This window comes from Salinibacterium sp. UTAS2018 (assembly GCF_004118935.1).
Taxonomy (GTDB): Bacteria; Actinomycetota; Actinomycetes; order Actinomycetales; family Microbacteriaceae; genus Rhodoglobus.
The window spans coordinates 694,528-721,065 of sequence record NZ_CP035375.1; the positions used below are offsets into that span (position 1 = coordinate 694,528).

The following is a 26,538-nucleotide window of genomic DNA, read 5'->3' on the forward strand; positions in this document are numbered from 1 at the left end:
AAATGAACCCCTTGGAGTTCCACTCAATGTCTCATCCGAAGTTTTCCAATTCGTCTGAGGTTCTTGATTTTATCAAGGACACTGACGTCAAGTTCGTCGACATCCGGTTTACCGATCTGCCCGGTATCCAGCAGCACTTCAACATTCCCGCCGCCGCAGTTGATGAAGACTTCTTCGCTGTCGGCCAGCTCTTCGATGGTTCATCAATCCGTGGTTTCCAGTCGATCCACGAGTCGGATCTCCAGCTGATCCCCGACGTCACCACTGCCTACGTCGACCCTTTCCGCGTCGAACGCACGCTGATCATCATCTTCGACATCTACAACCCCCGCAACGGCGAGATCTACCCTCGCGACCCGCGCCAGGTTGCTAAGAAGGCCGAAAAGTACTTGGCCTCGACCGGAATTGCTGACACCGCATTCTTCGCCTCCGAAGCAGAGTTCTACATCTTCGACGACGTTCGCTACGAAGTAAGCGCGAACAAGAGCTTCTACGAGGTTGACTCCAGCGAAGGCGCATGGAACAGCGGGCGCACCGAAGCAGGCGGAAACCTCGCTAACAAGACGCCATTCAAGGGCGGCTACTTTCCCGTCTCCCCCGTTGACCAGCACGCTGACATCCGTGACGACATCGTCATGAAGCTCATCGATGTTGGACTCGAAGTCGAGCGCAGCCACCACGAAGTGGGAACCGCTGGCCAGGGCGAGATCAACTACAAGTTCGACACCCTCGTTCACGCCGGTGACGACATCCTCAAGTTCAAGTACATCGTCAAGAACACGGCGAACGAGTGGGGCAAGACCGCAACGTTCATGCCGAAGCCGCTCTTCGGCGACAACGGCTCGGGAATGCACACCCACCAGTCGCTGTGGAACGACGGAACCCCGTTGTTCTACGACGAGAAGGGCTACGGCGGGCTCAGCGACACCGCTCGCTGGTACATCGGCGGACTCCTCAAGCACGCTCCTGCTGTGCTCGCGTTCACGAACCCTACGGTCAACTCGTACCGTCGTCTGATCCCCGGATTCGAAGCTCCCGTAAACCTCGTGTACTCGGCCGGAAACCGTTCGGCTTCCATCCGTATCCCGATCACGGGAACGAACCCCAAGGCAAAGCGCATCGAGTTCCGCGCGCCTGACGCCTCGGGTAACCCTTACCTCGCATTCGCTGCTCAGCTCATGGCTGGCCTCGACGGCATCAAGAACAAGATTGAGCCGCACGAGCCCGTCGACAAGGACCTCTACGAATTGCCTCCCGAGGAAGCCCGCCTGATTCCTCAGGTTCCCGCTTCGCTCGAAGAAGCACTCGTCGCCCTTGAAGCCGACCACGAGTTCCTCATGGAAGGCAACGTCTTCACCAAGGACCTCATCGAGACGTGGATCGACTACAAGCGTACGAACGAGCTTCTCCCGTTCGCACAGCGCCCGCACCCGTACGAGTACGAATTGTACTTCGGCGTCTAAGCGCTAAACACAGCTGAATAAGCGGGCCGCATCCTTCGGGATGCGGCCCGTTTCGCTTTCCGTGGCTCTGAGCAAGCACGGGGTCTCCGCGAGAACTCACGCTCTGCTAGAGGGACACTCAGCGGGAGCGTGGGTGCCTAAGAACTTCAGGAACGCGGAACATTCGTCACGCCATAGAAACGCCGCTCAAAGACGCGGCGCGCGCGACGAGTGGCACGCAGGTAGTCTTCCTCTAGTTCGCTCGCGGAGCCCGGCGGGTACTCGAGCATGCGAGAGATCCCTTCGAGCTGAAGGCGATCATTGGGAAGGACATCTGAGGTTCTCGACGTCCACAACGTGATCGCCGAGCGAGCACGAGAGGCCAGAATCCAGGCTTCACGCAGGCGAGCCGCATCCGAAGCGGTCACCAACTTTTCAGCGACCGCCGCATCTAACGCATCTAGTGTCGACGTGGTGCGCAGCCCCTCAACTTTGGCTCCGTGTTGCAGCTGCAAGAGCTGCACGAACCATTCGACGTCGCTCAGCGAACCGCGACCGAGCTTAAGGTGACGTGAAGGATCGGCTGCTTGCGGAAGCCTCTCCGACTCCACCCGTGCTTTGATTCGTTTGACCTCGCGAACGTCCTGCGGCGAAATAGCCTTGGGATAACGCACCCTGTTGGCGAGTTCTGTGAAGTCCGCGAGCAATCCCTCATCGCCTGCGACACCGCGAGCACGCAACAGAGCCTGCGCCTCCCACGTGAGCGACCAACGCTCGTAGTACGCCTCGTACGATTCCAGGGATCGCACGATCGCGCCGTTTTTGCCTTCAGGGCGAAGATCGAGGTCGAGGTCGAGGGGAAGCTTGACGTCCTCAGTGATACGCGTAAGCCCCTTCGCTATGGCCGTGGCGCGCTTGGAAGCGTCTTCGGCCGACGCATCGGTCGCCCGGTACACGTACATCACGTCAGTGTCAGAACCGAACCCGGACTCAGCCCCTCCATATCGTCCCATCGCGATAATGCCAAACTCGATACCGTCGGGTTCGGGCCGCAAAACGGCGAGCGAACCCTCCAGCATTGTTGTGGTGACATCGCTCAAGCCGCGACCAAGTTCTTGAATGGAAATCACGCCAACGATGGAACCGATGGCCAGGCGAAGCGTCTCGCGACGGCGAGCGGTCCGCAAGGCGACCGCTGCCGCGTCTTCGTGGCCCTTGTGGCGAGAGACAATAGCGCGAGCTTCATCGCGAAGAACCGCGAGCGGGCGCGCGTGAAGCTCTTTATCGTGCTCCAGCCAGGCGGCAGCTTCTGGAATGCGCTCAAACAAGCCACCAACATATTTGGATGCCGAGAGCACGCGAGTGAGCCGCTCTGCAGCTCCCGACGAATCCCGCAGCATCCGCAAAAACCAGTAGGCCTCGCCGAGCGCGTCGCTCAGCCGACGGAACGCGAGTAACCCGTAATCAGGGTCGGCGCCTTCGGAGAACCATTGAAGCATGACGGGCAGGAGGGTGCGCTGAATCGTGGCGCGTCGCGAAACTCCACCGGTAAGCGCCGCAATATGCGCGAGAGCACCTTTGGGATCCAGGAAGCCGATCGCGGCAAGGCGCGCCGCAGCCTGCTCACTCGAGAGCGCCAAGCCGTCTTCGGGAAGTGCCGCAACGGCTGAGAGAAGCGGACGATAGAAGAGTCGCTCGTGCAGCCGGCGCACCGCAATCTTCGTGCGCTGCCACTGCTCGGTGAGGTCAGCGGCATTCTTAGCGATGCCGGTGGCGCGTGCGAGTACCCGCAAGTCGTCAGGGTCGCGAGGCATGAGGTGGGTTCGACGAAGCTTGGACAACTGAATGCGGTGCTCAAGAAGACGAAGGAAGCGATAGTCTCGCGCGAACTCGCCCGCCTCAATGCGCCCGATGTAGCCGTGCTCCGCCAGAGCGATGAGGGCTCGAAGGCTTGAGGTTTGGCGAACCTCTTCGTCATTCTGCCCGTGCACCAGTTGCAGCAGTTGCACCGTGAACTCGATATCGCGCAGACCGCCGGGGCCGAGCTTGAGCTGAACATCACGCTCGTGGGGTGGAATGTTCTCGGTGACCCGTTCGCGCATGCGCTGCACCGACGCCACGAAGTTTTCACGAGAGGCACTAGACCAGACGAGCGGCGAAACACCGTCGATGTAGCGGCCGCCAAGCTCGCGGTCACCCGCGAGTGGACGCGCTTTGAGGAGTGCCTGAAACTCCCAACTCTCGGCCCAGCGGTCGTAATAAGCCAGGTGAGAGTCGAGGGTGCGCACGAGCGCGCCGTCTTTACCCTCGGGGCGGAGGTTAGTGTCGACCTCCCACAGTGCCGGCTCAATAGTGAGGTCTTGGATGCCACGAATTGTCTGCACTGCGAGCGGCGTTGCGATGGTGACCGCACGGTCGGCGCTGATGCCGTCGGGTTCCGTTACGAAGATGACGTCGACATCCGACACATAGTTCAGTTCGCGCGCCCCCGCCTTACCCATGCCGATGATGGCGATACGGGTTGCGGCGACATCTGCGTCAGGAAAGTTGACTGAACGACGGGCCACCGAAAGAGAGGCTTCAAGCGCGGCTCCAGCAAGGTCGGCGAGAGCCATGGCCACGCGGTCGACGGCAGCGAGCGGATCGTCCTGAGAGAGGTCCCAGGCCGTGATCTTCGTCAGCTCACGACGGTAGCGAACGCGCAGAGCGACCCATGCTTCTTCTTCTGCGAGTTCGCGCGTGACGGCGGTGAGAGATTCGACATATTCTTCGGGCGATGCTGGCGCCGTAATCGGCACGCACATCGCGTCAAGTTCAGAGGGATGGCGAGCCAAAAAGTCGCCGAGACCGGATGACGCGCCCAAGACCTGCACCAGTCGAATCGCAGCATCGTGGTTCTGCAAGAGCGGCGCCAACTGTTGTGGAGCCGACTCTGATAGCTCAAGGACAAAGCGCAGCGCTTGATCGGGATCAGCCGCTCGGGAGAACAACGCGGCCGGCACTTCTGGCCGATCGAGGGCAACAAGACGTTCTCGTGCCTCGCTGAGCTCGAGAAAGCCCAGCTTGGCAAGTTCGGTCAGAGTGTAGGTAGTCGTCGACATAACGTGACCGCGGAGTCTAGAGAATCTCTAGGCTGCTCTCGAGCTCGTACGGAGTTACCTGAGCGCGGTATTCTTTCCACTCGCGGCGCTTGTTGAGCAGCACGAAATTGAAGACCTGCTCCCCCAGCGTTTCGGCAACGAGTTCGGAGTTCTCCATGATGCTCAGTGCGTGGTTGAGGTTCGACGGCAGTTGCTCGTAACCGAGCGCGCGGCGCTCGTGATCGGAGAGATCGCCAACGGCATCCTCGGCTTCGAGGGGAAGCTCGTAGCCTTCTTCGATGCCCTTGAGCCCTGCGGCCAGCAGCAATGAGTAAGCAAGGTACGGGTTAGCCGCAGAGTCAAGAGCGCGGTACTCGATACGAGCGCTCTGCCCCTTGCCAGGCTTGTACAGCGGCACGCGAACAAGAGCGGAACGGTTGTTGTGCCCCCACGTGACGAAGCTCGGAGCTTCGTCGCCGCCCCAGAGGCGCTTATACGAGTTCACAAACTGGTTCGTAACGGCCGTGATTTCGGGAGCGTGCTTGAGAACGCCGGCCATGAACTGACGACCGACCTTCGACAACTGGTAGTGACCGCTGGCGTCGTAAAACGCATTCTGGTCGCCCTCAAAGAGTGACATGTGGGTGTGCATTCCCGAACCGGGCTGGCCCGACATCGGCTTGGGCATAAATGTCGCGTAGACACCCTGCTCGATCGCGACCTCTTTGATCACGGTGCGGAAGGTCATGATGTTGTCGGCCGTCGTCAGCGCGTCTGCGTAGCGCAGGTCGATCTCGTTCTGGCCCGGGCCAGACTCGTGGTGGCTGAACTCCACCGAGATACCGAGGTCTTCGAGCATCCGCACCGAACGACGACGGAAGTCATGGGCTGTTCCACCGGGAACGTTGTCGAAGAAGCCTGCCGAGTCAACAGGCTCAGGGCGGCCCTTCTTAAGCTTGCTCGACTTGAGGAGGTAGAACTCGATCTCGGGGTGCGTGTAGAACGTAAAGCCACGCTCGGCTGCCTTCTCCAACGTGCGCTTGAGCACGTTACGAGGGTCGGATGCTGCGGGCTGGCCGTCGGGCGTCGTAATGTCGCAGAACATACGGGCAGTGGGATCGATCTCACCACGCCACGGGAGAATCTGGAAAGTAGTCGGATCGGGGTGCGCGAGCATATCTGCTTCATAAGCACGCGTGAAGCCTTCGATGGCGGAACCATCAAAGCCGAGGCCCTCGGCGAAGGCCCCTTCGATCTCTGCCGGAGCAACAGCGACGCTCTTGAGCGTGCCCACGACATCCGTAAACCAGAGGCGGACGAATTTGATGCCACGCTCTTCAATCGTACGAAGAACGAAATCGCGCTGCTTATCCATTGACATTGAGTTCCTCGATCCGTGCCCTGCCGCGAAATTGCGACATCGATTCTGCCGCTCTAAGGCTACTTGCTCCGGGGCTTCTCTGCAGCGCACTCGCCGCCGCGATAGCCCAATTGAACCGAGCGCCAGTGTCGTTAGACTTGCGGCTATGACTGACCCCGCCGCCGCTGAGGCCCAAGCCAAGCTCAAACGAGTTCGCACTCGCCATTTTCAGACGGCGAAAGAGAACGGGATCAAGATCGTCGGGCTCACGAGTTACGACCAGCTGACTGCCGGCATCTTCGACGAATCCGGAATCGACTTCCTTCTCGTCGGCGACTCTGCCGGCAACAACGTCTACGGCTACGACACCACGCTGCCGGTGAGCATCGATGACCTCATCCCTCTCACTCGCGCTGTTGCTGGAGCGGTCACGCGCGCCTTTGTCGTCGCGGATATGCCGTTCGGCTCCTACGAAACTGGCCCCGACGAGGCGCTGCACACAGCGTTCCGCTTCATGAAAGAGACCGGAGCCCACGCCGTCAAGCTTGAAGGCGGAGTGCGCAGCGCCGAGCAAATCCGACGCATCGTGGATGCCGGCATCCCCCTGATGGCTCACATCGGCTTCACACCGCAGAGCGAACACGGCCTTGGAGGACACGTCATCCAAGGCCGGGGCGACGGCTTCGAGCAATTGCTCGCGGATGCACTCGCCGTCGAAGAGGCGGGCGCCTTCGCGGTCGTGCTCGAGATGGTTCCCGCGGATGCCGCAGCCAAGATCACCGAAGCGCTCACGATTCCGACGATCGGTGTCGGCGCCGGTCCGCACGTGGATGGACAGCTCCTGGTCTGGACGGACTGGGCGGGCCTCACCAAAGGACGCATCCCCAAATTTGTCAAAAAATACGCCGACCTGCGTACGACGCTGGCGGGTGCGGTAGACGAATACCGCGCCGACGTGGCCTCCGGCTCTTATCCGACCGAGGACCACTCTTACTAGGGCACAACCCTTTTTCTAGATTCACCACTATCGAGAAAGCCCTGAATGACCTCGTCACTTTCCCCTGCCCTGAGACTGATCTATAACGACGCGATTGCGCGCAACGCTCACGAGCCGGTCTTTCACCAAGCACTTCATGAGGTGCTTGAGTCCATCGCTCCCGTGCTCGAGAACCATCCTGAATTCGTCGACGCCGGAATTGTCGAGCGACTGGTGGAACCTGAGCGCCAGATCATGTTCCGCGTACCGTGGCATGACGACACGGGCACCGTGCGCGTCAATCGCGGGTTTCGAGTGCAGTTTAATTCGGCTCTGGGGCCCTATAAGGGCGGATTGCGTTTCCACCCCAGCGTGAACCTCGGAATCGTTAAATTCCTCGGGTTCGAACAGATCTTCAAGAATGCGCTGACCGGTCAGGGAATCGGCGGCGCTAAGGGAGGCTCAGATTTCGATCCCCACGGCAAGTCTGATGCCGAAGTTATGCGTTTCTGCCAGAGCTTCATGAGTGAGCTGTACCGTCACCTCGGCGAGCACACCGATGTACCCGCGGGCGATATGGGAGTGGGCGCCCGAGAGATCGGCTTTCTTTTCGGCCAATACCGTCGACTCACCAACCGCCACGAATCTGGAATGTTCACCGGCAAGGGCATCCAGTGGGGCGGCGCCGAGGTTCGCACTGAAGCGACAGGCTACGGCACCGTCTTCTTCGCCCAAGAAATGCTGGGTGTCAGAAAAGACAGCGTGGAAGGAAAACGAGCGATTGTTTCTGGCTCGGGGAACGTCGCGATCTACGCCATCGAGAAGCTTCAGCAGCTCGGGGCGAAGCCCATCACCGCGTCTGATTCCGGCGGCTACATCATCGATGAGGGCGGCATCGACTTGGAACTGCTCAAACAGCTGAAAGAGGTTGAGCGCGCACGCATCTCTGAGTACGCGCTGCGGCGCCCGTCAGCGCGATACGTCATGGGAGGTTCCGTGTGGGATGTGCCGGGCGAGCTGGCTTTTCCCTGCGCCACACAAAATGAACTCACCCTCACCGATGCCCGTACTCTGCTGAACAACGGTCTGCAACTGGTCGCAGAAGGCGCCAACATGCCGTGCACTCCGGATGCAGTTGAGACCTTCCAAGCTGCAGATGTGTTGTTCGCGCCCGGTAAGGCCGCCAATGCTGGCGGCGTAGCTACGTCAGCGCTCGAGATGAGCCAGAATGCAGCCCGCCAACGCTGGGACTTTAGCTCCAGCGAAGACAAACTGCACGAGATCATGCGTGGCGTCCACGCCTCCGCGTGGGAGGCTGCGGAATTCTACGGCCGCCCCGGTGACTATGTCGTCGGCGCCAACGCTGCCGGTTTCAAGCGAGTCGCCGACGCAATGCTTGCACAAGGAGTCATCTAGATCTTTCTTGCGGCGCCTGATCTTCTTGGGGCGCTTGATCTCCCTGCGGCGTCGGACTAGCAGTTCGACGCCGCAGCCCGCTGAAGCAAGCTCTAGGCGTCAGACTCCTCGTCAGCCCACTTGCGCGCGCGCTCAGCAATAATCTGCGGAGCGCGTTCAGCTTCAGCGCGCGTGTCGAACGGCCCGTCGCGATCGACCGCCAATGATTGCGGGCCCTCTTCGACTTCACCAGTCTTGTGGTTGTACCACCATTGCTCCATGTGGTTCGTCCTTTCGTTCGCGGTAAGACTACGCCGGTAGACTAGAGCAATGCCTCGGGATAATTCTGGTCACCTCGTTCCGGGAGTAATCCCACCTCAACTCGCTGTGCCGAAGTCGATAAGTCGACCGGAGTACGTCGGCAAGACGGCGCCACGCCCGTTCACTGGGTCGGACATCTATAGCGCTGAAGAGGTTGACCGTATCCGAGCCTCCGGAAAGATCGCTGCCGGCGCTGTCGAAGCGGTGGGCGCCGCCATCCGTCCCGGCATCACGACGGCAGAACTCGATGTAATCGCCCACCAGTACATGGTCGAGCGCGACGCCTACCCCTCCACTCTCGGTTACCGCGGGTTCCCGAAGTCGTGCTGCTCCAGCATCAATGAAGTGATCTGTCACGGAATCCCCGATGACACGGTGCTCGAGGATGGCGACATCATCAACATCGACATCACTGCCTACAAAGACGGCATGCACGGTGACCTCAATAAGACGTTCCTCGTCGGAAACGTGTCGGAGGACGCCCGCAACCTCGTCGAGCGCACTCAGGAAGCCCTCAACCGCGGCATCAAGGCCGTGGCACCAGGCCGTCAAGTCAACGTAATCGGCCGTGCGATCGAGTCGTATGCGAAGCGTTTCGGCTATGGCGTCGTTCGAGATTTCACCGGGCACGGAGTTGGCGCTGCGTTCCACTCGGGCCTCATCGTCCCCCACTATGACTCCGCTCCGCAGTTTGATGATGTGATCGAAGTGGGCATGGTCTTCACGATTGAACCCATGCTGACGCTGGGAACTCACGAATGGGATCTCTGGGCGGACGACTGGACGGTCACCACCCGTGACAAGAGCTTGACCGCTCAGTTCGAACACACCATGGTTGTCACTGAGCGCGGCACCGAGATTCTGACACTCCCCTAACGAGCTAGCTCGCATAAAATCTGACTCAACTCTCCGCACGCGAAAGTAGACACTATGACTCAGGCACTGGGAATCGACATCGGCGGCACCGGAATCAAAGGGGCCATAGTCGATACCGATACCGGAAAACTCGTGAGCGAGCGGGTGAAAATCGCGACTCCGAAGTCGGGTAAACCCGCTGCCATCGTCGATGTCGTCGTCGAACTGATTGAAAAGCTCGGTGGCATTCCCGAAGATATGCCGGTTGGCGTGTGCTTTCCTGCCATCGTTCGCAACGGCAAGACGATGTCTGCCGCCAACATTTCCAAAGATTGGATCGGGCTCGACGCGGAGAAGCTGTTCGAGAAAGCGCTTGGTCGCGACATCCACTTCGTCAACGATGCGGATGCCGCTGGAGTTGCTGAGGTCCGCTACGGCGCCGCCAAAGGCGTGTCGGGGCTCGTCTTGCTCACCACACTGGGCACCGGAATCGGCAGTGCGCTAATTTACAACGGAACGCTCGTTCCGAACTCCGAACTCGGCCATCTGCTGATCGGCGGTCGCGATGCAGAAAAAGGCGCATCGTTCGCCGCAAAGGAACGTCGCCGTCTGAGCTGGAGGGCCTGGGCGAAACGGCTGCAGCGCTACTACTCGCACCTTGAACTGCTCTTCTCCCCCGACCTCATTCTTGTCGGCGGTGGCGTTTCCAAAAGCCACGATAAGTTCTTGCCCCTGCTAAAGCTTCACACTCCGATTGTTCCCGCGAAGCTGCGGAACAACGCCGGGATCATGGGCGCCGCCGCCCTCGCCGTTAAGGAATAGGGATGAGCTTCCACACCAACGAGCCCCACTCCGGCGATTTCGCGGGACGCTTGAACTGGTTGCGCGCGGGTGTTCTCGGCGCGAATGATGGCATCGTCTCGGTCGCGGCCATCGTCGTGGGTGTCGCTGGTGCGACATCCGCCATCGCGCCGCTCATCACTGCCGGCGTCGCTGGGCTCGTCGGCGGGGCAATCTCGATGGCTCTGGGCGAGTACGTGAGCGTGAGCAGCCAGAGCGATAGCCAGCGTGCTCTGATTGAGAAAGAGCGCCGTGAGCTCGCGGAAATGCCCGAGGAAGAGTTGGCCGAATTGGCCGCAATCTATGAAGCCAAAGGCATTAGCGCTGCTACTGCTCAGCAGGTCGCCGAAGAACTCACGAAGCACGACGCACTGGCGGCGCACCTCGAAGCAGAACTCGGCATCACCGAGCATGACGTCGTGAGTGCCTGGCAAGCAGCCGGGGCATCCGCTCTCGCGTTCACGGTGGGCGGTGTGCTGCCGTTGGCCGCGATTCTGATCGCTCCCGAACCGATTCGAGTTCTTGCTACGTTCGTAGCGGTACTGACGGCACTCGTCATCACGGGTGCGCTCTCGGCACGGGTCGGCGGCAATAACTGGGTGCGGCCTACGCTGCGCATCGTGATCGGCGGAGCACTCGCGCTCATCACCACATTCGTGATCGGCACGCTGCTCGGAACAAGCGGCCTCGTCTAGCCGCCAACCCTGGCGATGCGTGTGCCGTACGGATGCGTTGCGCTGGTACACACGTCATGGGGCTGAAATGAAGGAATGGGCCGGCTAGTACGCCGGGTTCTGTTCACGCGGGACCGAAATCCCGTGCTGGACGGTCATCTATCTACGATGTACGTTGCCGCACACCTCTAGCGATCTACCCGAAGACTCGGCGAGCAGCCTTAGCGTCTTCTGTCTGATCTTGCTCCGGACGAGGTTTACCTAGCCGACCGAGTCACCCCGGCCGCTGGTGGTCTCTTACACCACCGTTTCACCCTTACCCCAGATCGAAATCTGTGGCGGTCTACTTTCTGTTGCACTGTTCTCGCGGGTTACCCCGGGTGGGTGTTACCCACCATCCTGCTCTACGGAGCCCGGACGTTCCTCGGTATCCTTGCGGATAACGCGACCGTCTTGCCGACCCATTCAACGGTCTAGCTTAGCGTTCAGGAAGCGCTTAGAGTCCCGACTCGTTCGTACGTACGAGAATGCCCTCGCTGCTGGCGCACATAATCACGGCGTCGGGAGCGGCCGCACGAATCTCTTGCATTTCGTTCTCCAGCAATTTCACGCCGGATGCTAGCGACACTCCACCGCGCAGCATCGAGGCGCCGACACCATAACGCTCACGCTGACGTTCGTACAGCGCGAGTAGGTCTGCCGGGATCGTGGCCTGAAGTGCCGTGCGCCCCGTGCGTGTCGTGCCGAGTTCAGCTTCCACCACAGCGAGAGCCTCGTCACGGCTAGCTTCGAGCTCGGCCGCCTGAGTTGTAAGGTTTCCGCCCTGCTCCAGGAGGTTGTCTACGACCTTCTGCTGCACTTCGAGCTTCTCCATAACCGCGAGCTCGATGTCTTCGAGGTTGCTGAGTCGCGTGCGCAAAGCAGTCAGCTCCTGCTCTAGGGCAGCAACATCTTTCGGTGAGGAACTCGCATCGAGGCGTGCGCTATCACGGGCGATGCGCGCCTCAACAACCTTGACGTCCGACTCGATGCGACTCATCTCAAGTTCGATATCTTCTTTGATTCCACGCTCTTCAAGAATCGACAATTGAAGCTTGTCACGGTGCTTCTTGAGCTCCGACAGCTGTTCGTGCTCGGGAAGCTTCTTAGCGCGGTGCTCCAACTGGGCAATCTTCGTGTCGAAGGCCTGCAGATCGAGGAGTAAAGCTTGGTCAGCGGGGCTAGCGGTCAACGCCATAGTCATGCTTCTTTCTGTCTAACGGTGCGCTTACTGCACAACCGCAAAATCCCAAGGGTCAGTGCGCAGTTCGCTCACCGTAATTGTTACGTCGGGCAGTAGAGCGCGCAGTTCGTCAGCCGCGGCGTCAAGCCACAACCATTCACTCGCCCAATGCGACACATCGATCAGTGCCGGGCCGTTCTGCAACCGAGCATTCTCGCGAGCCTCAGAGGCCGGATGATGGCGCAGGTCACTAGTGATGTACACATCCGACGCCAACACGGCCGGATCGTTCAAGTATGCGTCACCCGCTCCCCCGCACAATGCCACGGAGTGAACCAGTTGGTCGAAATCACCGGCAACACGGATGCCTGTTGCGGTCGGGGGCAAGATCTCGCCAATGAGGCGAGCGAGACGACCAAGCGTCATTGCCTGCGGCAGTTGACCCGTGCGGCCGATGCCACGATCCGGAGTTTCGCCAGCGACGATGGGTGCGATGGAAGACAAACCCAGCTTGGTGGCGAAGCGACCTGATGTTCCGGTTTCTACGACATCCGCATTGGTGTGGGCAGCGAGCAGAGCGCACTCGGCCCTTATGAGCTTGGTGAGCACCGCACCTTTGTAGCGGTCGCTGGCGACCGAAGTAACGCCCCTCAGTAAGAGTGGGTGGTGCGTGATGAGCATGTCGGCGCCGGCGTGAATCGCCTCGTCGACGGTATCGAGAACCGCGTCAACAGCGAGTGAAATCGTTGACACCGGAGCGTCGAGGTCGCCGGAGACGAGGCCCACGGCATCCCAGGCTTCGGCACCAGAAACGGGCCAGAGCTGTTCAGCCGCGGCAATTACATGAGCGACAGTAGTAGACACGCTGTCAGTCTAGGCGGGACGCGGAGCGCGCTCAGCCTGCTCAGCCTCTTGGCGACGAATGGCGGGGATTCCCGCTGCGAGCGGTGTCAGGAGTCCGAGCCCGAGAGCAACAAGCACGCCCAGGTCAGTTCCGGCGAGTTCAGAGGTGAGGTCTACACCGAGAGCGGTGAAGCCGTAACCCTGCCACGAGAGCCAGCTGATCGTCGCGCTGGTGAGAGCGAAGCCAATCACAGAGATCACGACGAAAGCGCTGAGGTTGACCCAGCGCACATCGCCGTAAACACCACCGCGGGAAAGCAATGCTGCACTGTCCAGCTTGCGAGTGCGGATCATAGTCTCCGACGCAAAGATGCCGGCCCACGCTGCGGTAGGCACCGCGAGAGTCGTCGCAACATCCCGGAACAGTTCGTTGATTCCTCCATTGACGCCGAACGCGAAGAGGATGGCGAGAGCACCGAGAAGTACGGCAACGATTACGATCGACCATTGACGGGGAACACGCACACCGATCGCTTGCAAGGCGAACCCGCCCGAGTAGAGGCTCAGGGTGATGCCAGAAAGCAGGCTCAACGCCGCCGCGAGAAGCAGCGGAATCGGGTACCAACTCGGCAGCAGAAGCATCAGCGTGTCAAGCGGCGATGCCAGGAATCCACGCGCAATTGCCGGGTCGGATGCGGCGAGAAGCGCGCCGTACGCGATCAGTGCGAACGCGGGCAGCGCGGCTCCGAACGTAGCGGAGAGCATCGAAGCTCCACCGCTTGAGGACGGACGCTGGTAGCGAGCGATGTCAGCACCGCTGTACGCCCAGACGAGGCCGAGGAAGCTGAATACGAGCACGGCGCCGGTGATGGTGAGCAACCACGAGCCGTCGGGGGTCGTGAGCGCCTGAGAGATATCAATGTACTGCGCCGTGAAGCCGATGAGGCCGACAACGAGAACACCCGAAATGATGCTCAGGATGAGCTGGATGCGCGCGAAGAGTGGATACCCGGCGAATGCGATGACGAGTGCAACCAAGAACGACAGAGCAAGGGCGATGAGCAGAAGTTGGCGGTCGCCCAACCCACCGTTCAGGCCGGACCCGACAAGAACAATGGCGACGGATGAAGCTAGAACCCAGAGCAGGACTGCGCCCCAGAAGAGGCGAGCGATGAGAGCGACTACTGACGGCGCGATATTACCTAGTACGCCGAAAGATGCTCGAGAAACCACCATGGTCGGCTGACCACTGCGCTTCCCCGCGAGGGTTGTGAGTCCCAGAGGAATGAACGACAGCGCCACTCCGGCCAAGATAGCCACGATCGACTGGCGCAGGCTCATGCCTACCGCGAAGACGGCGGCTCCCAACCCCAAACTTACGATCGAGGAATTGGCAGCGAACCACAGCCAGAATAGACGAGCTGCGTGACCAATTCGGCGGTCAACGGGAGTCGGTTCGAGACCACTCTCTTCGAGGCTGAAAACCTTCTGAGCTGTGGGCGCGACTTCATCGAGTCCGAGCGGCTGCTGAGAGACAACGGCGGTTGAGAGCGCTACAGGCTGCGGAACTGAAGGCGCCGGAGCAGCTTCTGCAGTAGCTGGAGCGTCGGCGGGCACGAGGAACGGCGCTGCCTCGGTCGCAGGTGCTGGCTGCGACGTCAACGCGGCGGCAGCAACGGTTCCCGCCGCGGCTGCGCCTAGGGCACCAGTCGCGAATGGGATCTCGTCGTCATCGAGGACTGAATTCGCGGCGGGAGCGTCGCTGACGTCCGCGGAGAGATCCGTCGAATAGGTCAGGCGATCGCTGTCATCGACCGCGTCATCAGACTCTGCCTCGAAGGTGACCTGATTGACCGCGATCGAACCGGTCTGAAGCTCGGAAAGAGGATCACCCTGCATCGGCGGGGCGGCGTTAGCCAGCAATGCAAGCAGAGGATCAGTCTCAGGCTCATCGGCGTCAACGTCGGCATCGTCGGCATCGTCAAGGTCGTCCGCCTTGAGCAGGTCGTCGAAGTTGATCGGCGAGGAGGCGACATAGTGAGGGTTCTCTGTCGACGCAAAGCTGAACACCGGAGCAGCCTCAGCCGCGATGTCGGGGGTCGGTTCGACCGCAGGATCGATTGCCTCAGCGAGCTCATCGTCGTTGGCGGGGGCCGGGATTTCATCGGCCTCAGTCTCTTGAGCGACCGAACCAGCGCCATCGATTACCGACTCTGACGCGTCGGGCAGATGAGTGTCGGCGCTGAGGTCGAAGGCGAAAGGAGCGGCGATCGGTTCCTCGTCAGCGGACGCCGCATGAACGTCTACGGGCGAAACATCAGCGGGGGGCGGGGCGAATCCAAAGTCGCCGAAGGAGACTTGCTCGTCGAGATTAGCCCGGGGCACGCGTGGCGCCACATCGGGCTGCACGAGAGCCGGCGGTGCAAACGGCAGTTCGTCGTAGTCGCCGTCTTCATCGGCAGGAAACTCCGGAGCCGCCTGTCCCGCGAAGCTGACGGGCTCGGCGGGAGCCGAAGGCGCCGGCGCTGCCGCTGCCGCGAAGGGGTCCTCGAATGCTAACGGCGCAGGAGTCGGCTCGTCAGCTACGGCGGGCGCTTCACCGTTTGATTCGGCCGACGCAGGGCTTTCTTCTGGACTGATGTCTGTAGCCGGAGCTTCAGTTTCTAGCACCTCGGTTGATTCCGGCAGTTCTGACGCTGCTGATACCTGGAGCGACTCTGGTGTTTCCCGTGTTTCTGGTGCCACGGCAACCTCTGGGGCTGCGCTACTGAAGCTCAACAACCCGGATGCAGGATCAAATAACGGTGCGGGCGCGGTGTGCTCTTCGCTGACCTGCAACTCGGGCGCGGGCTCGGGCTCGGGCGAGGACTCCTCCGCGGCGGGAACGACGGCTGCCACCTCGACCTCGGGAGTTGGTTCTACCTCGACGTCTGCCTCGACGACAGGATCGGTGCCAGTTTCAGCGTCAGCGTCAGCGTCGGCGTCAGCGTCAACGACAGGCTCGGTGTCGGTGTCGGTGAGGTCCGCGGCCATTGAAGATGAAGTGGCCGATGCAAAGTCCGCAGTTTCTGCGGTCGCGGCCTCGACATCCGCAGTCTCATCAATGACGGGCAGCGTGATCGCGCCAGTCGGGTCCGAGTGTGCAGCGAACGGAATCTCGTCTTCGAAATCGGCCGGAGGCGACCACGACTCGCTGGGCGGCGGAACATCCCACGCGGGCAATTGAGCTGCCTTGGCAACCTCAGGCACGTCAGCAACCCCAGGCACGTCAGCAACCTCGGGTTCGTCAGCAACCTCTGGAGTCTCTGCAACCGCAGGAACCTGGAGAAGGTCAGCAACCTCAGGTTCGTCGGCGATCTCTGAAGCCTCGGCGGCCTCCAGATCATCAGCGATCTCAGGCGCCTCTGCGATCTCAGGCGCCTCCGCGACAGCAGGGATTTCTTCGACCCCGGGAACCTCTGCAACAGCACGAGTCTCAGCCACTTCAGTGGCCTCAGCGTTCACAGGCGCCGCTGCACTTTCGAGAGGCGCTTCACCGGCGCTGGCTGGGGCGTGGGCAGCACTAGCGAACTCTTCCGGCGCGTCCTTGGCAGCAGGAACATCAGCGGTAAGCCCGGTCGCCGCAGCAGGTACGCTGCCGTCGACGACGTCGGCAAACTCCGAACGCACTTGATCGATGACCTGATCAGCAACGGGACCGCCACGCGAACGGAAGGTGGTCTCCCACTCCCGATATTCGCGCGCTTCTTCTTCGCGCAGACGCAACTGCGCTTCGAGAACTTCGATAACGCTGAGGGTTCCCGTCGACTGGTTCGCGGGATTATCCGCCCAGGTCAACAATTCTTCGTCGGCCATAGAGCGGCGAGTGGGCGGAGTGGGCGCGTCATCTCCGTCGCTGGCAGCAGCGCTCGCGTCGGATTCGATCGAGATCTCAGCCGCGGGTTCGCTGGCAGTCGGCGCCTCGTCTTCTGCGGATCGCGTACTGGCCGCGACGGGTACGTCAACGTCCGACGAAGCATCATCGATGGTCGACTCGTCGTCAACCATCGACGCCTCATCAACACCCGACGTGAACTCGGAGGACGGAACCTCGATCGCTTCATCTGCTGCTGGAGAAGCCGGCGCTGCGGGCATCCGCGGAGCGAAGCTGGAAACAAACGGAGCGGCGGGGAGCGACTCTTCGGCTGGTGAAGCATCCTCAGCGGCGGGGAACAAGTCCTCGATGCGAGGAGCTGGCGCGTCAGGCGACGGAGCAAAGAAGGACTGACGCGGGGCAAACGGCGACTCGAAAACGACGGGAGGGGCTGTATCCTCTGCCGTTGTGTCTGCGGCGTCAGCGGCATCAGCAGCCACGACATCGGCCGGTTCTTCGCTGACCGCTGGCGCGGTGAACGAGGGCAGCGGGAAGTCTAAATCAGCAGCCGGAACCGTTGAGTCACTTGCTTCATCGGGCTGGCTAGCCGCAGCATCCGGAGCGACACTCTCGGACTCAGCGGGATGCACAGTGTCGGCGTCCGTCGTTGCTGCGGCGGCACTTTCGGGAGGAAGCGAAAGGAAGGCGCTGACCTCATCGTCGCTAACAGGATTAGCCGCGACCGGTTCCACGGTCTCAGAGTCAGACAGATCGTATTCTACCGACTCTTCATCCACACTCAGGGCGGACGCGATGTCGTCATCCGCATCGATTGCATTCTCTGCACTCAATGACCATGGGGCGAGGGGCGGTGTGGTCGCGGTTACGTCTGGAGATTCCTCGAGAGCACGATCGGACTCCAGCGCATCCTCACCGGCGGCTTCATTCTCCGAGGCGAGAGGTGGTGTGGATTGCGAGAGCGCGTCGAGGTCGTCGTGGGCCTCATCGCCGGGCGCAGGAGTCACCGGTGCAGGGGCATGTGCCGCGAAGAAATTCACGACGGAATCGAACGGGGCGTCATCGGCGGGCTCGTCGACGCTGAACGAACTTGACATATCGCTAGCAGTAGAGCTCGGTTCATCGACGCTCTCGGCGGGGTCATCGACGCTCTCGGCGGGTTCATCGACGGTCTCGGCGGTTGCCCCTTCTCGGGAGTCGTCAGCGAAGGCAGCGACAAAGTCAAAACTGGCGTCGCCGCTCTCGACCGCTGCAGCAGAGTCAAATACCGGGGCCTCGGAACTCACACCATCTGCGGTGGAGTCGACAGCGTCCTCGACGGCATCAGCATCACTGGATTCGAGCGAGGTCGCAGGATTATTCGCTTCTCGGAACGCGGCGTCGAGGTCGAAGGCCGAAACACTTTCGACTAGCGGCGACTCCGCTGCGGCCTCTTCGACCTCGGCGGAAGCATCCGCTGGGGCGCCGTCGTGGTTGTCGGCGTCGTCGGCTACGGGAGCGATATCTGCACCATCGTGCTCAACGGCGTCTACAGGCTCTTCGGCGTTGACAGCGTCTCCGTCCGCCTCGGCTTCTTCGGCCGCAACGGCCGGCTCCTCGTCGTCGAGTGACAAAAGCCCATCGAGGCCAAGGTGGGGTACTTCGTCGGCCGTGGGCGTTTCCTTGCTATCGAGGTTCCACATCGGCGCACCCTCAACAACCGCTTCAACAGGAAGCGCAGCGGCGTCATCGACCGAGAGCTCGCTGGGCGTCGTCGGATCGGCCGGTGCCGGTGCAGCCGCTGCGGTTGCGGTAGGCGTTCCGACCTCAGGCTCGAGCGGTCCGAGCTTCCAGATGTGATTCGCGGGGGCGTCAGATGCTGCCTCGTCTGAGTCGGGCGCATCGCCAGCAACGTCAGAAGAAGGAGTCGCCCACATGGTCTCATCGAAGTCATCAGGCGATGCTGGAGGCGTGGGCACTGTGGCTTGAGGCTCATCAGGCGCGAAAAGTGACTCAAAACTGAACACCTCGTCGTCTGTCGAGGCCGCACTCAGGTCAAAAGCACCAGCGGACGGCACTCGTTCGTCAGTCGCGTCGTCCGCCGCATTCGCTTCTTCTTCAAGCGCCGCGAGTTCCGCTGCCGCCGCGGCCGCGTTCTCCGTCTCCGCCTCAGCGGGAGTTCGCCGACGGGAAATGCGCGAAGCAAAGAAATCGGGCGTGGTGTAGTCGGCCGGAATTCGGTAAGGGTCGTCGTCGTCGTCTGGCGAAGCAGTGGCTGAGGCATCAGCAGCTGGCTCCTCAGCGTTCACGGGCGCATCCGAAATCTCTGGTGACTCGGGAGCATCAAGTTGCGGGACCGCTTGAGCGGGATCTGGTGCTGGCGCCATCGCCCAGGGAGGCATTCCTTGGCTGAGCGCATCTGCAATGTCAGAGCGCTGAAATTCTTCGTTCAAATCGAAGGGCGCACGAGGTGTTGCGCTGGCGGTTGGTGCCGCTGAGCCGTCACTTGTCGAGACGGGATCGATTAGCTCTTCGTTGAGGGCAGCATCGAGATCGATAATGCCGTCGGCTGAGGCCTCGCTGAGGTCGACTCGACCGTCATCGCTCAGGTTGTCAGCCGGATCTGCATCGGAATTTTTCGTGGATGCAGCCTGCGGGAAAAGTAGATCGAACTCATGATTTGAAGACGTTTCGTCGTTCGCACCGTTCGCGTCGTCAACGTCGTCGTGGAATGCCATAGACAAACTCTAAGGTGAGACCAATGCTTTGCGGGTATGACTAGCCGTTATTAGCACAGTTACCCCAACAAATTGGTTCGCGATCCGAGCGGAACTCTTAACGCCGTGCGGGTTCGAGGCGACCTTGCTGCACGACGGATCAAGGCCGGGACGCAGAAAACCCCCGTCAGTGACGGGGGTTTTCTGTTGCGGTGGGCCCTACCGGGATCGAACCGATGACATCCACGGTGTAAACGTGGCGCTCTACCAGCTGAGCTAAAGGCCCGCAGCGACGCAATGCGAAGCAGCGCTCGATAATGCTACACGGGATTTGAGCGGCGGTTGCACACCCACCCTCAAACGGTCAGCGACGCTCAGATGAAAGCCGCTCGATTGCCCGCTGGTAGTCAGCAAACTGGCGCGGCTCGCCCAATTGAGACGAGATGACGTCGCGGACAATTCCGTTGATATCAATCAAAAAGCTCGACCGGCGGGCAAAGCCCTTCTCGTCGAGAAAAACTCCGAATGATTGCGCGACTGCGCCGTGGGGCCAGAAATCTGAGAGCAGCGAGAGACTGATGCTCTCGGCATCGGACCAGGCTCGCAGTGTGGCGGCAGAATCCACCGAAATCACGACGACTTCGACCCCGGCACTGGCCGCCACATCATGCCAGTCATCGAGTTGGACAAGCTCTTGAGAGCACACAGGAGAGAAAGCCAACGGCAGAAACACGACGAGAACGGCGCGACGCGTCAAAAGTTCCCGCGAATCGATCGATTGGCCGTGCTGATTGCGCAACACAAAGCTTGGCGCACGCGTCCCCGGCGTAATCGACATACACAACCTTTCGTGAAAACTGAGCGAATGCCCTGTGTTTACGGGAGAAAAAGCCCCGGTTCGAATCTTGCCGCATTCGACAACTAGAATCGGTGGGCGTAGTCGATCCCATCACATCCGCAACCCGGTAGTGCCTCGACTCGCACGACTCTGTTCTCTACACGAAAGAGGTCAACGGTGACGGTAAACGACCAGGACCCATACTCGGTAACCAACACCGACAAGGACCCGGAGGAGACCGCCGAGTGGAACGAATCACTCGACTCCCTCGTTGCAGCACAAGGACACGAGCGCGGTCGCGAGATCATGCTCAGTCTTCTCAAGCGTTCCAAAGATTTGCATCTTGGTGTCCCGATGGTCCCGACTACGGACTACATCAACACCATCGCTAAGGATGATGAACCCGAGTTCCCCGGCGACGAAAAGCTTGAACGTCGCTACCGCGCGTGGATCCGGTGGAACGCCGCAATCACGGTGCACCGCGCGCAACGCCCCGGCGTCGGCGTTGGCGGTCACATCTCGACGTACGCGTCGTCTGCCGCGCTTTACGAAGTAGGCCACAACCACTTCTTCCGTGGCGCAGACCACGAGAGCGGTGGAGACCAGATCTTCTATCAGGGTCACGCCTCCCCCGGCATGTACGCCCGCGCCTTCCTCGAAGGTCGCCTGAGCGAGGACCAGCTTCTGGGCTTCCGCCAAGAGAAGTCGCAGGCTCCGAACGGTATTTCGAGCTACCCGCACCCGCGGCTCATGCCCGAGTTCTGGCAGTTCCCGACGGTTTCGATGGGCCTCGGCCCGATCAACGCGATCTACCAGGCTCAGAACAACAAGTACATCAGCAACCGCGGCATCAAGGATGTCTCCGATAAGCAAGTCTGGGCATTCCTCGGCGACGGCGAGATGGATGAGGTTGAAAGCCGCGGAGCCCTGCAATGGGCCGCCAACGAAAAGCTCGACAACCTGAACTTCGTCATCAACTGCAACCTGCAGCGCCTCGACGGCCCTGTTCGCGGTAACGGCAAGATCGTTCAAGAGCTCGAGAGCTTCTTCCGCGGTGCTGGCTGGAACGTCATCAAGGTCATTTGGGGCCGCGAGTGGGACGACCTGCTCGCCAACGACCATGAGGGTGCCCTGCGCGACCTCATGAACCGCACGCCCGATGGCGACTACCAGACCTACAAGGCTGAGTCTGGAGCCTACGTTCGCGAAAACTTCTTCGGCCGCGACCCCCGCACGCTGAAGATGGTCGAGCACCTGAGCGACGACCAGGTCTGGAACCTCAAGCGCGGTGGCCACGACTACCGCAAGGTTTACGCCGCTTTCAAGGCAGCGAGTGAGCACAAGGGCCAGCCGACGGTCATCTTGGCGAAGACGGTCAAGGGCTACGGCCTCGGTCCCAGCTTCGAGGGGCGCAACGCGACCCACCAGATGAAGAAGATGACGCTTGCTAACCTCAAGCAGTTCCGCGACGAGATGCACATCCCCATTACGGATGCGGCGCTTGAAGCTGATCCCTACCAGCCGCCGTTCTACCACCCCGGTAACGACGACGAGGGCATCCAGTACCTGCAGGAGCGTCGCCGCGAACTCGGTGGCTACGTTCCCGAGCGTCGCAGCAAGTACACGCAGATCGAGCTTCCTGAAGCGAAGACCTACGACATCGTCAAAAGGGGTTCCGGAAAGCAAGAGATCGCCACCACCATGGCGTTCGCTCGTCTGCTGAAAGACCTCCTGCGCGATAAGTCGATCGGTAACCGCATCGTGCCGATCATTCCGGATGAGGCACGCACGTTCGGCATGGACGCGTACTTCCCGACCGCCAAGATTTACAACCCGGCCGGGCAGCACTACACCTCGGTAGACCGCGAGCAATTGCTGGCCTACAAGGAGAGCCCGCAGGGTCAGATCGTGCACGTCGGCATCAACGAGGCGGGCGCCTTCGCTGCGTTCACCGCGGTTGGCACCTCGTACGCGACTCACGGCGAACCGTTGATTCCGGTATATGTCTTCTACTCGATGTTTGGGTTCCAGCGCACGGGCGATGCCATGTGGGCTGCTGGCGACCAAATGGCGCGCGGCTTCATCATGGGAGCGACGGCCGGTCGTACGACACTGACAGGTGAAGGTCTGCAGCACGCTGACGGACACTCGATTCTGTTGGCATCCACCAATCCTGCGGTCATCAGCTATGACGCTGCTTACGGCTACGAACTGGGCCACATTGTGCGCGCCGGTATCGAACGCATGTACGGCGGCAAGCACGAAGACCCCAACGTTATGTACTACCTCACCTTGTACAACGAGCCTCTCGTTCAGCCCGCTGAGCCCGAGAACTTTGACGTTGAGGGCGCGCTTAAGGGCATCTATCACCTGTCATCGCCGACTATCACTGGCCCGCGGGCACAGTTGATGGCGTCAGGCGTGGCCGTTCCCTGGGCTCTCGAAGCTCAGCAGATTTTGGCTACGGACTGGGGCGTTGCCGCTGACGTGTGGTCAGTCACATCCTGGACTGAGCTGCGCCGCGAGGGGCTTGCTGCAGAAGAACATAACTTCCTCCACCCCAACGACGAAGCTCGTGTTCCTTATCTGACGACGAAGCTCGCGGATGCTAAGGGACCATTTGTCGCCGTAACTGACTTCATGCACGCGGTCCCCGACCAGATTCGTGCTTTTGTTCCCGGTGACTTTGCGACCTTGGGTGCCGACGACTTCGGTTTCTCGGACACCCGCGCAGCTGCCCGTCGCTTCTTCAAGATCGATAGCCACTCGCTGGTTGTTCGCACCTTGCAGTCGCTCGTAAAGCGCGGCGAGATGGACCCGGCTGTGCTTTCTCAAGCAATTGAGCAGTACGACCTCCACGACGTCAACGCTGGTACCACCGGTTCTGCCGGCGGCGAAAGCTAGGCAAAAACAATTCCCCCGGTACAGAAGACCAAGGCGCAAACGCTCGCTTGGTTGCGTGTCATCTCGGGCGAACTATCGACGGCGACGCTCAAGCGTCTTGAGGACACGCTGCCCTGGTACGGAGAAATCCCACCAGGGCGGCGTTCCGCCGTTGGGCTCGTCGCTCAGGCCGGAATTACCAGCTTCATTAGCTGGTTTGAAGACCCCACTTCTACCCCGTGGATCGCGGCCGACGTTTTCGGCGCGGCCCCCCGCGAGCTTTTGCGGTCGGTGTCGTTGCTCCAAACTTTGCAGCTCATCCGCATTGCGGTCGAAGTTGTTGAAGCGCGAGTCAAGGCTGACGACGACGTACTTCGCGAAGCGATTCTGCTGTACTCGCGCGAGGTCGCATTCGCTGCCGCCGATGTATACGCTCGCGCTGCTGAAGCGCGCGGACTGTGGGATGCACGTCTCGAGGCTCTCGTCGTCGACTCGATTCTCAGTGGCGAGTACGACAACGAACTCCCCAGCCGCATTGCGGCTCTGGGCTGGAACGGTCACGGCGAGGTCTGTGTACTCGTGGGCACCTCCCCACGCATGCTCGACGTCGACCAGTTGCGACGTACCGCGCGTCACCTCGACGCCGACGTTCTCATTGGCGTGCAAGGCTCTCGACTGGTGCTCGTCATCGGCCGTGCGGCTCCACGCTCGGAGAAGGCCGAAGACGACCAACCTCTACCCTTCATTACGATCGCGGAGCAACTCGAGCCTGGCTTTGGTAGCGGCCATCTCGTGCTCGGCCCTGAAGTGCCGAGCCTTGTCGATGCCTCCAAGAGCGCTAAAGCAGCTCTAGCCGGTTTTGCAGTGGCGCGCTCGTGGCGCAACGCTCCCCGACCGACGTTGGCAAACGATCTGTTGCCGGAACGCGCTTTTGCTGGAGATCCCCTCGCTCGCTCCACTCTCATCAACAAGATCTACAAGCCGCTTCAGGCTCACTCCACTGACCTCCTCACGACGTTATGGTGCTACCTCGACAACGGTCGGTCGCTCGAGGCCACTGCGCGGGAACTGTTTGTGCATCCCAACACCGTTCGTTACCGCTTGAAGCGAGTCAGCGAAGTCATCGGCTGGGATGCGACCGGAGCGCGCGAAGCGTTGATCTTGCAAGCGGCCCTCATCGTGGGTTCAATTTCTGATCCCGAGCCTGGACGCACCCGCTAACGTTCCGCCCTTTGGTGAGTTCACACAACGATCCCGTCGAGCTTTGGTGGGGTCATCCAAGCGATTCCGACGAAAGATTGGCAGACTAGCTAAGTGATTGTTGTAGTAGCGCCCGGACAGGGCTCCCAGACCCCCGGTTTTCTCGAGCCCTGGCTCGAAGACCCCGCCCTGCGCGAGCAGCTCGGCGCGATCTCCGAAGCGGCAGGCATTGATCTGATCACCCACGGCACCACGTCTGATGCCGACACCATCCGGGATACCGCAGTAGCTCAGCCGCTAATCGTGGCGGCGGGACTTCTCACGCTCAGCGCGCTGACTGCCGGGGACCGCCGCAAGCACATTGGTGCTGTTGCGGGTCACTCCGTGGGCGAGATCACGGCGGCAGCGGCTGCCGGCATCCTTTCCGAAGACGATGCGATGCGCTTTGTCGTGCAGCGCGGATCAGCCATGGCGGCCGCCGCAGCCTTAGAGACCACCGGAATGTCCGCGGTGATCGGCGGAGACGAAGCCGCCCTCCTAGAGCGTCTCGCCGAGTTGGGCCTTCAACCAGCGAACTTCAACGGTGGCGGCCAGATCGTCGTCGCGGGAGCGCTTGACGCGCTAGCCGCGCTCTCCGCAGAACCGCTCAAGGGAACCCGCGTTGTGCCGCTTCAGGTCGCAGGCGCGTTCCATACCCGTTATATGCAACCCGCGGTCGCTCACCTTGAGACAGTCGCGGCTGGCCTCACGGCGCACGATCCATCACTGCCGATCTACACGAACCGTGATGGTTCGCTCGTCGAAAGCGGATCTCATTTCGTGGATCTCCTCGTCGGTCAGGTCTCCTCGCCGGTTCGCTGGGATCTCACCATGAACTCCTTGGCGGATGCGGGAGTCACCGGCATCATCGAACTTGCGCCCGCAGGCGCGCTAACCGGCCTCGCCAAGCGTGGCCTCCGCGGAATTCCTGCCGTGGCTGTCAAGACCCCAGACGATCTATCCGCAGCATTTGACCTGATGGAGGCCAACGCATGACCGCACCCACCCTCGCCCAATCCACCGGGTCACAGTTCACCAAGATTTACAGCTACGGCGCCGCCCGCGGCGACCTCGTCGTTGACAACAACCAGCTCGTTGAAGCGATCGACTCGAGCGACGAGTGGATTCAGCAGCGCACCGGCATGATCACTCGTCGTCGTGCATCAGCGGGCATTCTTGCTGTCGATCTCGCTACCGATGCCGCTCGCGAAGCGATTGAGAAGTCCGGTATTGACCCCGCCGAGATTGACCTCGTCATCATCGCGACGATCAGCAACGTTCTGCAGACGCCATCAATGTCTGCAGTTGTCGCCGACCGTGTGGGTGCTAACCCTGCAGCGGCATACGACATCAACGCTGCCTGCGCCGGCTTCAGCTACGCCGTCACTCAGGCAGATGCCCTCATTCGTGCGGGTGCGGCGAAGTACGCTCTCGTGATCGGCGCCGAGAAACTTTCTGACATCGTTGACCCCACCGACCGCAGCATCTCGTTCCTTCTTGCCGACGGTGCGGGCGCAGTTGTCATTGGCCCGAGCGACACCCCCGGCATCTCCGCACCCGTGTGGGGCTCCGATGGCTCGAAAGCTGACGCCATCAAGATGAACGCGACACTCGTCGACTTCCGCGAAGGTGATGCTGCTTGGCCAACGCTGCGCCAAGAAGGCCAGACAGTCTTCCGCTGGGCCGTGTGGGACATGGCCAAGGTTGCGAAGGAAGCATTGGATGTTGCGGGAATCACCGCAGACGACCTCGCTGCCTTCATCCCCCACCAGGCCAACATGCGCATCATCGACGAGTTCGCGAAGCAGCTCAAGCTGCCCGAGTCTGTTGTAATCGCCCGCGACGTCGCCGAGATGGGCAACTCCTCAGCTGCATCCATCCCGCTCGCGACTCACCGTCTGCTTGAAGAGAACCCCGAACTGAGCGGCGGCCTCGCCCTTCAAATCGGTTTTGGTGCAGGCCTCGTCTTCGGCGCGCAAGTAATCGTTCTGCCGTAGTACCCC

At 61.0% G+C, this 26,538-nt stretch carries 17 protein-coding genes, 1 tRNA gene and 1 other RNA gene; 10 read left to right on the forward strand and 9 right to left on the reverse strand.

Annotated elements, in window-relative coordinates:
• The first annotated feature begins 26 nt into the window (after positions 1-26).
• Positions 27-1,463 (forward strand): type I glutamate--ammonia ligase, encoded by a 1,437-nt coding sequence (glnA, locus tag ESZ53_RS03315; RefSeq protein ID WP_129071531.1) that lies wholly within the window; start codon positions 27-29, stop codon positions 1,461-1,463.
• A 146-nt stretch (positions 1,464-1,609) separates the two neighbouring features.
• Here the strand turns inward: glnA and ESZ53_RS03320 are convergent, their stop codons facing one another.
• Both ESZ53_RS03320 and ESZ53_RS03325 read right to left on the reverse strand, forming a co-directional pair.
• A complete protein-coding gene (locus ESZ53_RS03320; protein ID WP_129071532.1) occupies positions 1,610-4,543 on the reverse strand; it encodes a bifunctional [glutamine synthetase] adenylyltransferase/[glutamine synthetase]-adenylyl-L-tyrosine phosphorylase in 2,934 nt (977 codons plus the stop codon).
• 16 nt (positions 4,544-4,559) lie between these two features.
• Positions 4,560-5,897, reverse strand: coding sequence for a glutamine synthetase family protein (locus ESZ53_RS03325; protein WP_129073476.1), 1,338 nt, complete (start codon positions 5,895-5,897; stop codon positions 4,560-4,562).
• Positions 5,898-6,048: 151 nt separating this feature from the next.
• Between ESZ53_RS03325 and panB the strand changes: the two genes are divergently transcribed.
• Both panB and gdhA read left to right on the forward strand, forming a co-directional pair.
• Positions 6,049-6,879 (forward strand): 3-methyl-2-oxobutanoate hydroxymethyltransferase, encoded by an 831-nt coding sequence (gene panB / locus ESZ53_RS03330; protein ID WP_129071533.1) that lies wholly within the window; start codon positions 6,049-6,051, stop codon positions 6,877-6,879.
• Between the two features lie 45 nt (positions 6,880-6,924).
• Entirely contained in the window at positions 6,925-8,274 is a 1,350-nt protein-coding gene (gene gdhA / locus ESZ53_RS03335) for an NADP-specific glutamate dehydrogenase (protein WP_129071534.1), read from the forward strand.
• Positions 8,275-8,366: 92 nt separating this feature from the next.
• Here gdhA and ESZ53_RS03340 read toward each other — a convergent pair whose 3' ends face one another.
• Positions 8,367-8,534 carry a methionine aminopeptidase gene (locus ESZ53_RS03340; RefSeq protein ID WP_129071535.1) on the reverse strand — a complete coding sequence of 56 codons (168 nt, stop codon included), beginning with the start codon at positions 8,532-8,534 and terminating at the stop codon, positions 8,367-8,369.
• Positions 8,535-8,583: 49 nt separating this feature from the next.
• On the opposite strand from ESZ53_RS03340, the gene map reads away from it, so the two are divergent.
• The 3 genes from map to ESZ53_RS03355 are packed head-to-tail and all read left to right on the forward strand — an operon-like array spanning position 8,584 to position 10,964.
• Complete coding sequence (map, locus tag ESZ53_RS03345) at positions 8,584-9,450, forward strand: type I methionyl aminopeptidase (RefSeq protein WP_129071536.1); 867 nt, start codon at positions 8,584-8,586, stop codon at positions 9,448-9,450.
• A 54-nt stretch (positions 9,451-9,504) separates the two neighbouring features.
• Positions 9,505-10,251: a polyphosphate--glucose phosphotransferase gene (gene ppgK, locus ESZ53_RS03350; protein ID WP_129071537.1), complete on the forward strand. Its 747-nt coding sequence runs from the start codon at positions 9,505-9,507 to the stop codon at positions 10,249-10,251.
• A 2-nt stretch (positions 10,252-10,253) separates the two neighbouring features.
• The gene (locus tag ESZ53_RS03355; protein WP_129071538.1) at positions 10,254-10,964 is read left to right on the forward strand and encodes a VIT family protein; all 711 of its coding nucleotides are present in this window, start codon (positions 10,254-10,256) and stop codon (positions 10,962-10,964) included.
• Between the two features lie 72 nt (positions 10,965-11,036).
• On the opposite strand, the gene rnpB is transcribed toward ESZ53_RS03355, so the two are convergent.
• The 6 genes from rnpB to ESZ53_RS03385 all read right to left on the reverse strand — a co-directional run bounded on the left by rnpB (position 11,037) and on the right by ESZ53_RS03385 (position 20,413).
• Positions 11,037-11,407: RNase P RNA component class A (rnpB, locus tag ESZ53_RS03360), an RNA gene on the reverse strand.
• A 32-nt stretch (positions 11,408-11,439) separates the two neighbouring features.
• On the reverse strand, positions 11,440-12,180 hold the full coding sequence (locus tag ESZ53_RS03365) for a zinc ribbon domain-containing protein (RefSeq protein ID WP_129071539.1): 741 nt from the start codon (positions 12,178-12,180) through the stop codon (positions 11,440-11,442).
• Positions 12,181-12,210: 30 nt separating this feature from the next.
• Positions 12,211-13,029 carry a Nif3-like dinuclear metal center hexameric protein gene (locus tag ESZ53_RS03370; RefSeq protein WP_129071540.1) on the reverse strand — a complete coding sequence of 273 codons (819 nt, stop codon included), beginning with the start codon at positions 13,027-13,029 and terminating at the stop codon, positions 12,211-12,213.
• 9 nt (positions 13,030-13,038) lie between these two features.
• Positions 13,039-19,596 (reverse strand): cytosine permease, encoded by a 6,558-nt coding sequence (locus ESZ53_RS03375; RefSeq protein WP_129071541.1) that lies wholly within the window; start codon positions 19,594-19,596, stop codon positions 13,039-13,041.
• A gap of 192 nt (positions 19,597-19,788) precedes the next feature.
• A tRNA-Val gene (locus tag ESZ53_RS03380) sits at positions 19,789-19,861 on the reverse strand.
• A gap of 78 nt (positions 19,862-19,939) precedes the next feature.
• Positions 19,940-20,413, reverse strand: coding sequence for a redoxin domain-containing protein (locus ESZ53_RS03385; RefSeq protein WP_129071542.1), 474 nt, complete (start codon positions 20,411-20,413; stop codon positions 19,940-19,942).
• 177 nt (positions 20,414-20,590) lie between these two features.
• On the opposite strand from ESZ53_RS03385, the gene aceE reads away from it, so the two are divergent.
• From aceE to ESZ53_RS03405, 4 genes are all read left to right on the forward strand, one after another.
• Positions 20,591-23,317 carry a pyruvate dehydrogenase (acetyl-transferring), homodimeric type gene (gene aceE / locus ESZ53_RS03390; RefSeq protein ID WP_129071543.1) on the forward strand — a complete coding sequence of 909 codons (2,727 nt, stop codon included), beginning with the start codon at positions 20,591-20,593 and terminating at the stop codon, positions 23,315-23,317.
• Positions 23,318-23,368: 51 nt separating this feature from the next.
• On the forward strand, positions 23,369-24,517 hold the full coding sequence (locus ESZ53_RS03395; RefSeq protein ID WP_231595171.1) for a CdaR family transcriptional regulator: 1,149 nt from the start codon (positions 23,369-23,371) through the stop codon (positions 24,515-24,517).
• A gap of 93 nt (positions 24,518-24,610) precedes the next feature.
• Positions 24,611-25,531: an ACP S-malonyltransferase gene (locus ESZ53_RS03400; RefSeq protein WP_129071545.1), complete on the forward strand. Its 921-nt coding sequence runs from the start codon at positions 24,611-24,613 to the stop codon at positions 25,529-25,531.
• Complete coding sequence (locus ESZ53_RS03405; RefSeq protein WP_129071546.1) at positions 25,528-26,532, forward strand: beta-ketoacyl-ACP synthase III; 1,005 nt, start codon at positions 25,528-25,530, stop codon at positions 26,530-26,532. Before ESZ53_RS03400 ends, ESZ53_RS03405 begins: the two co-directional genes overlap by 4 nt.
• The last annotated feature ends 6 nt before the right edge of the window (positions 26,533-26,538 follow it).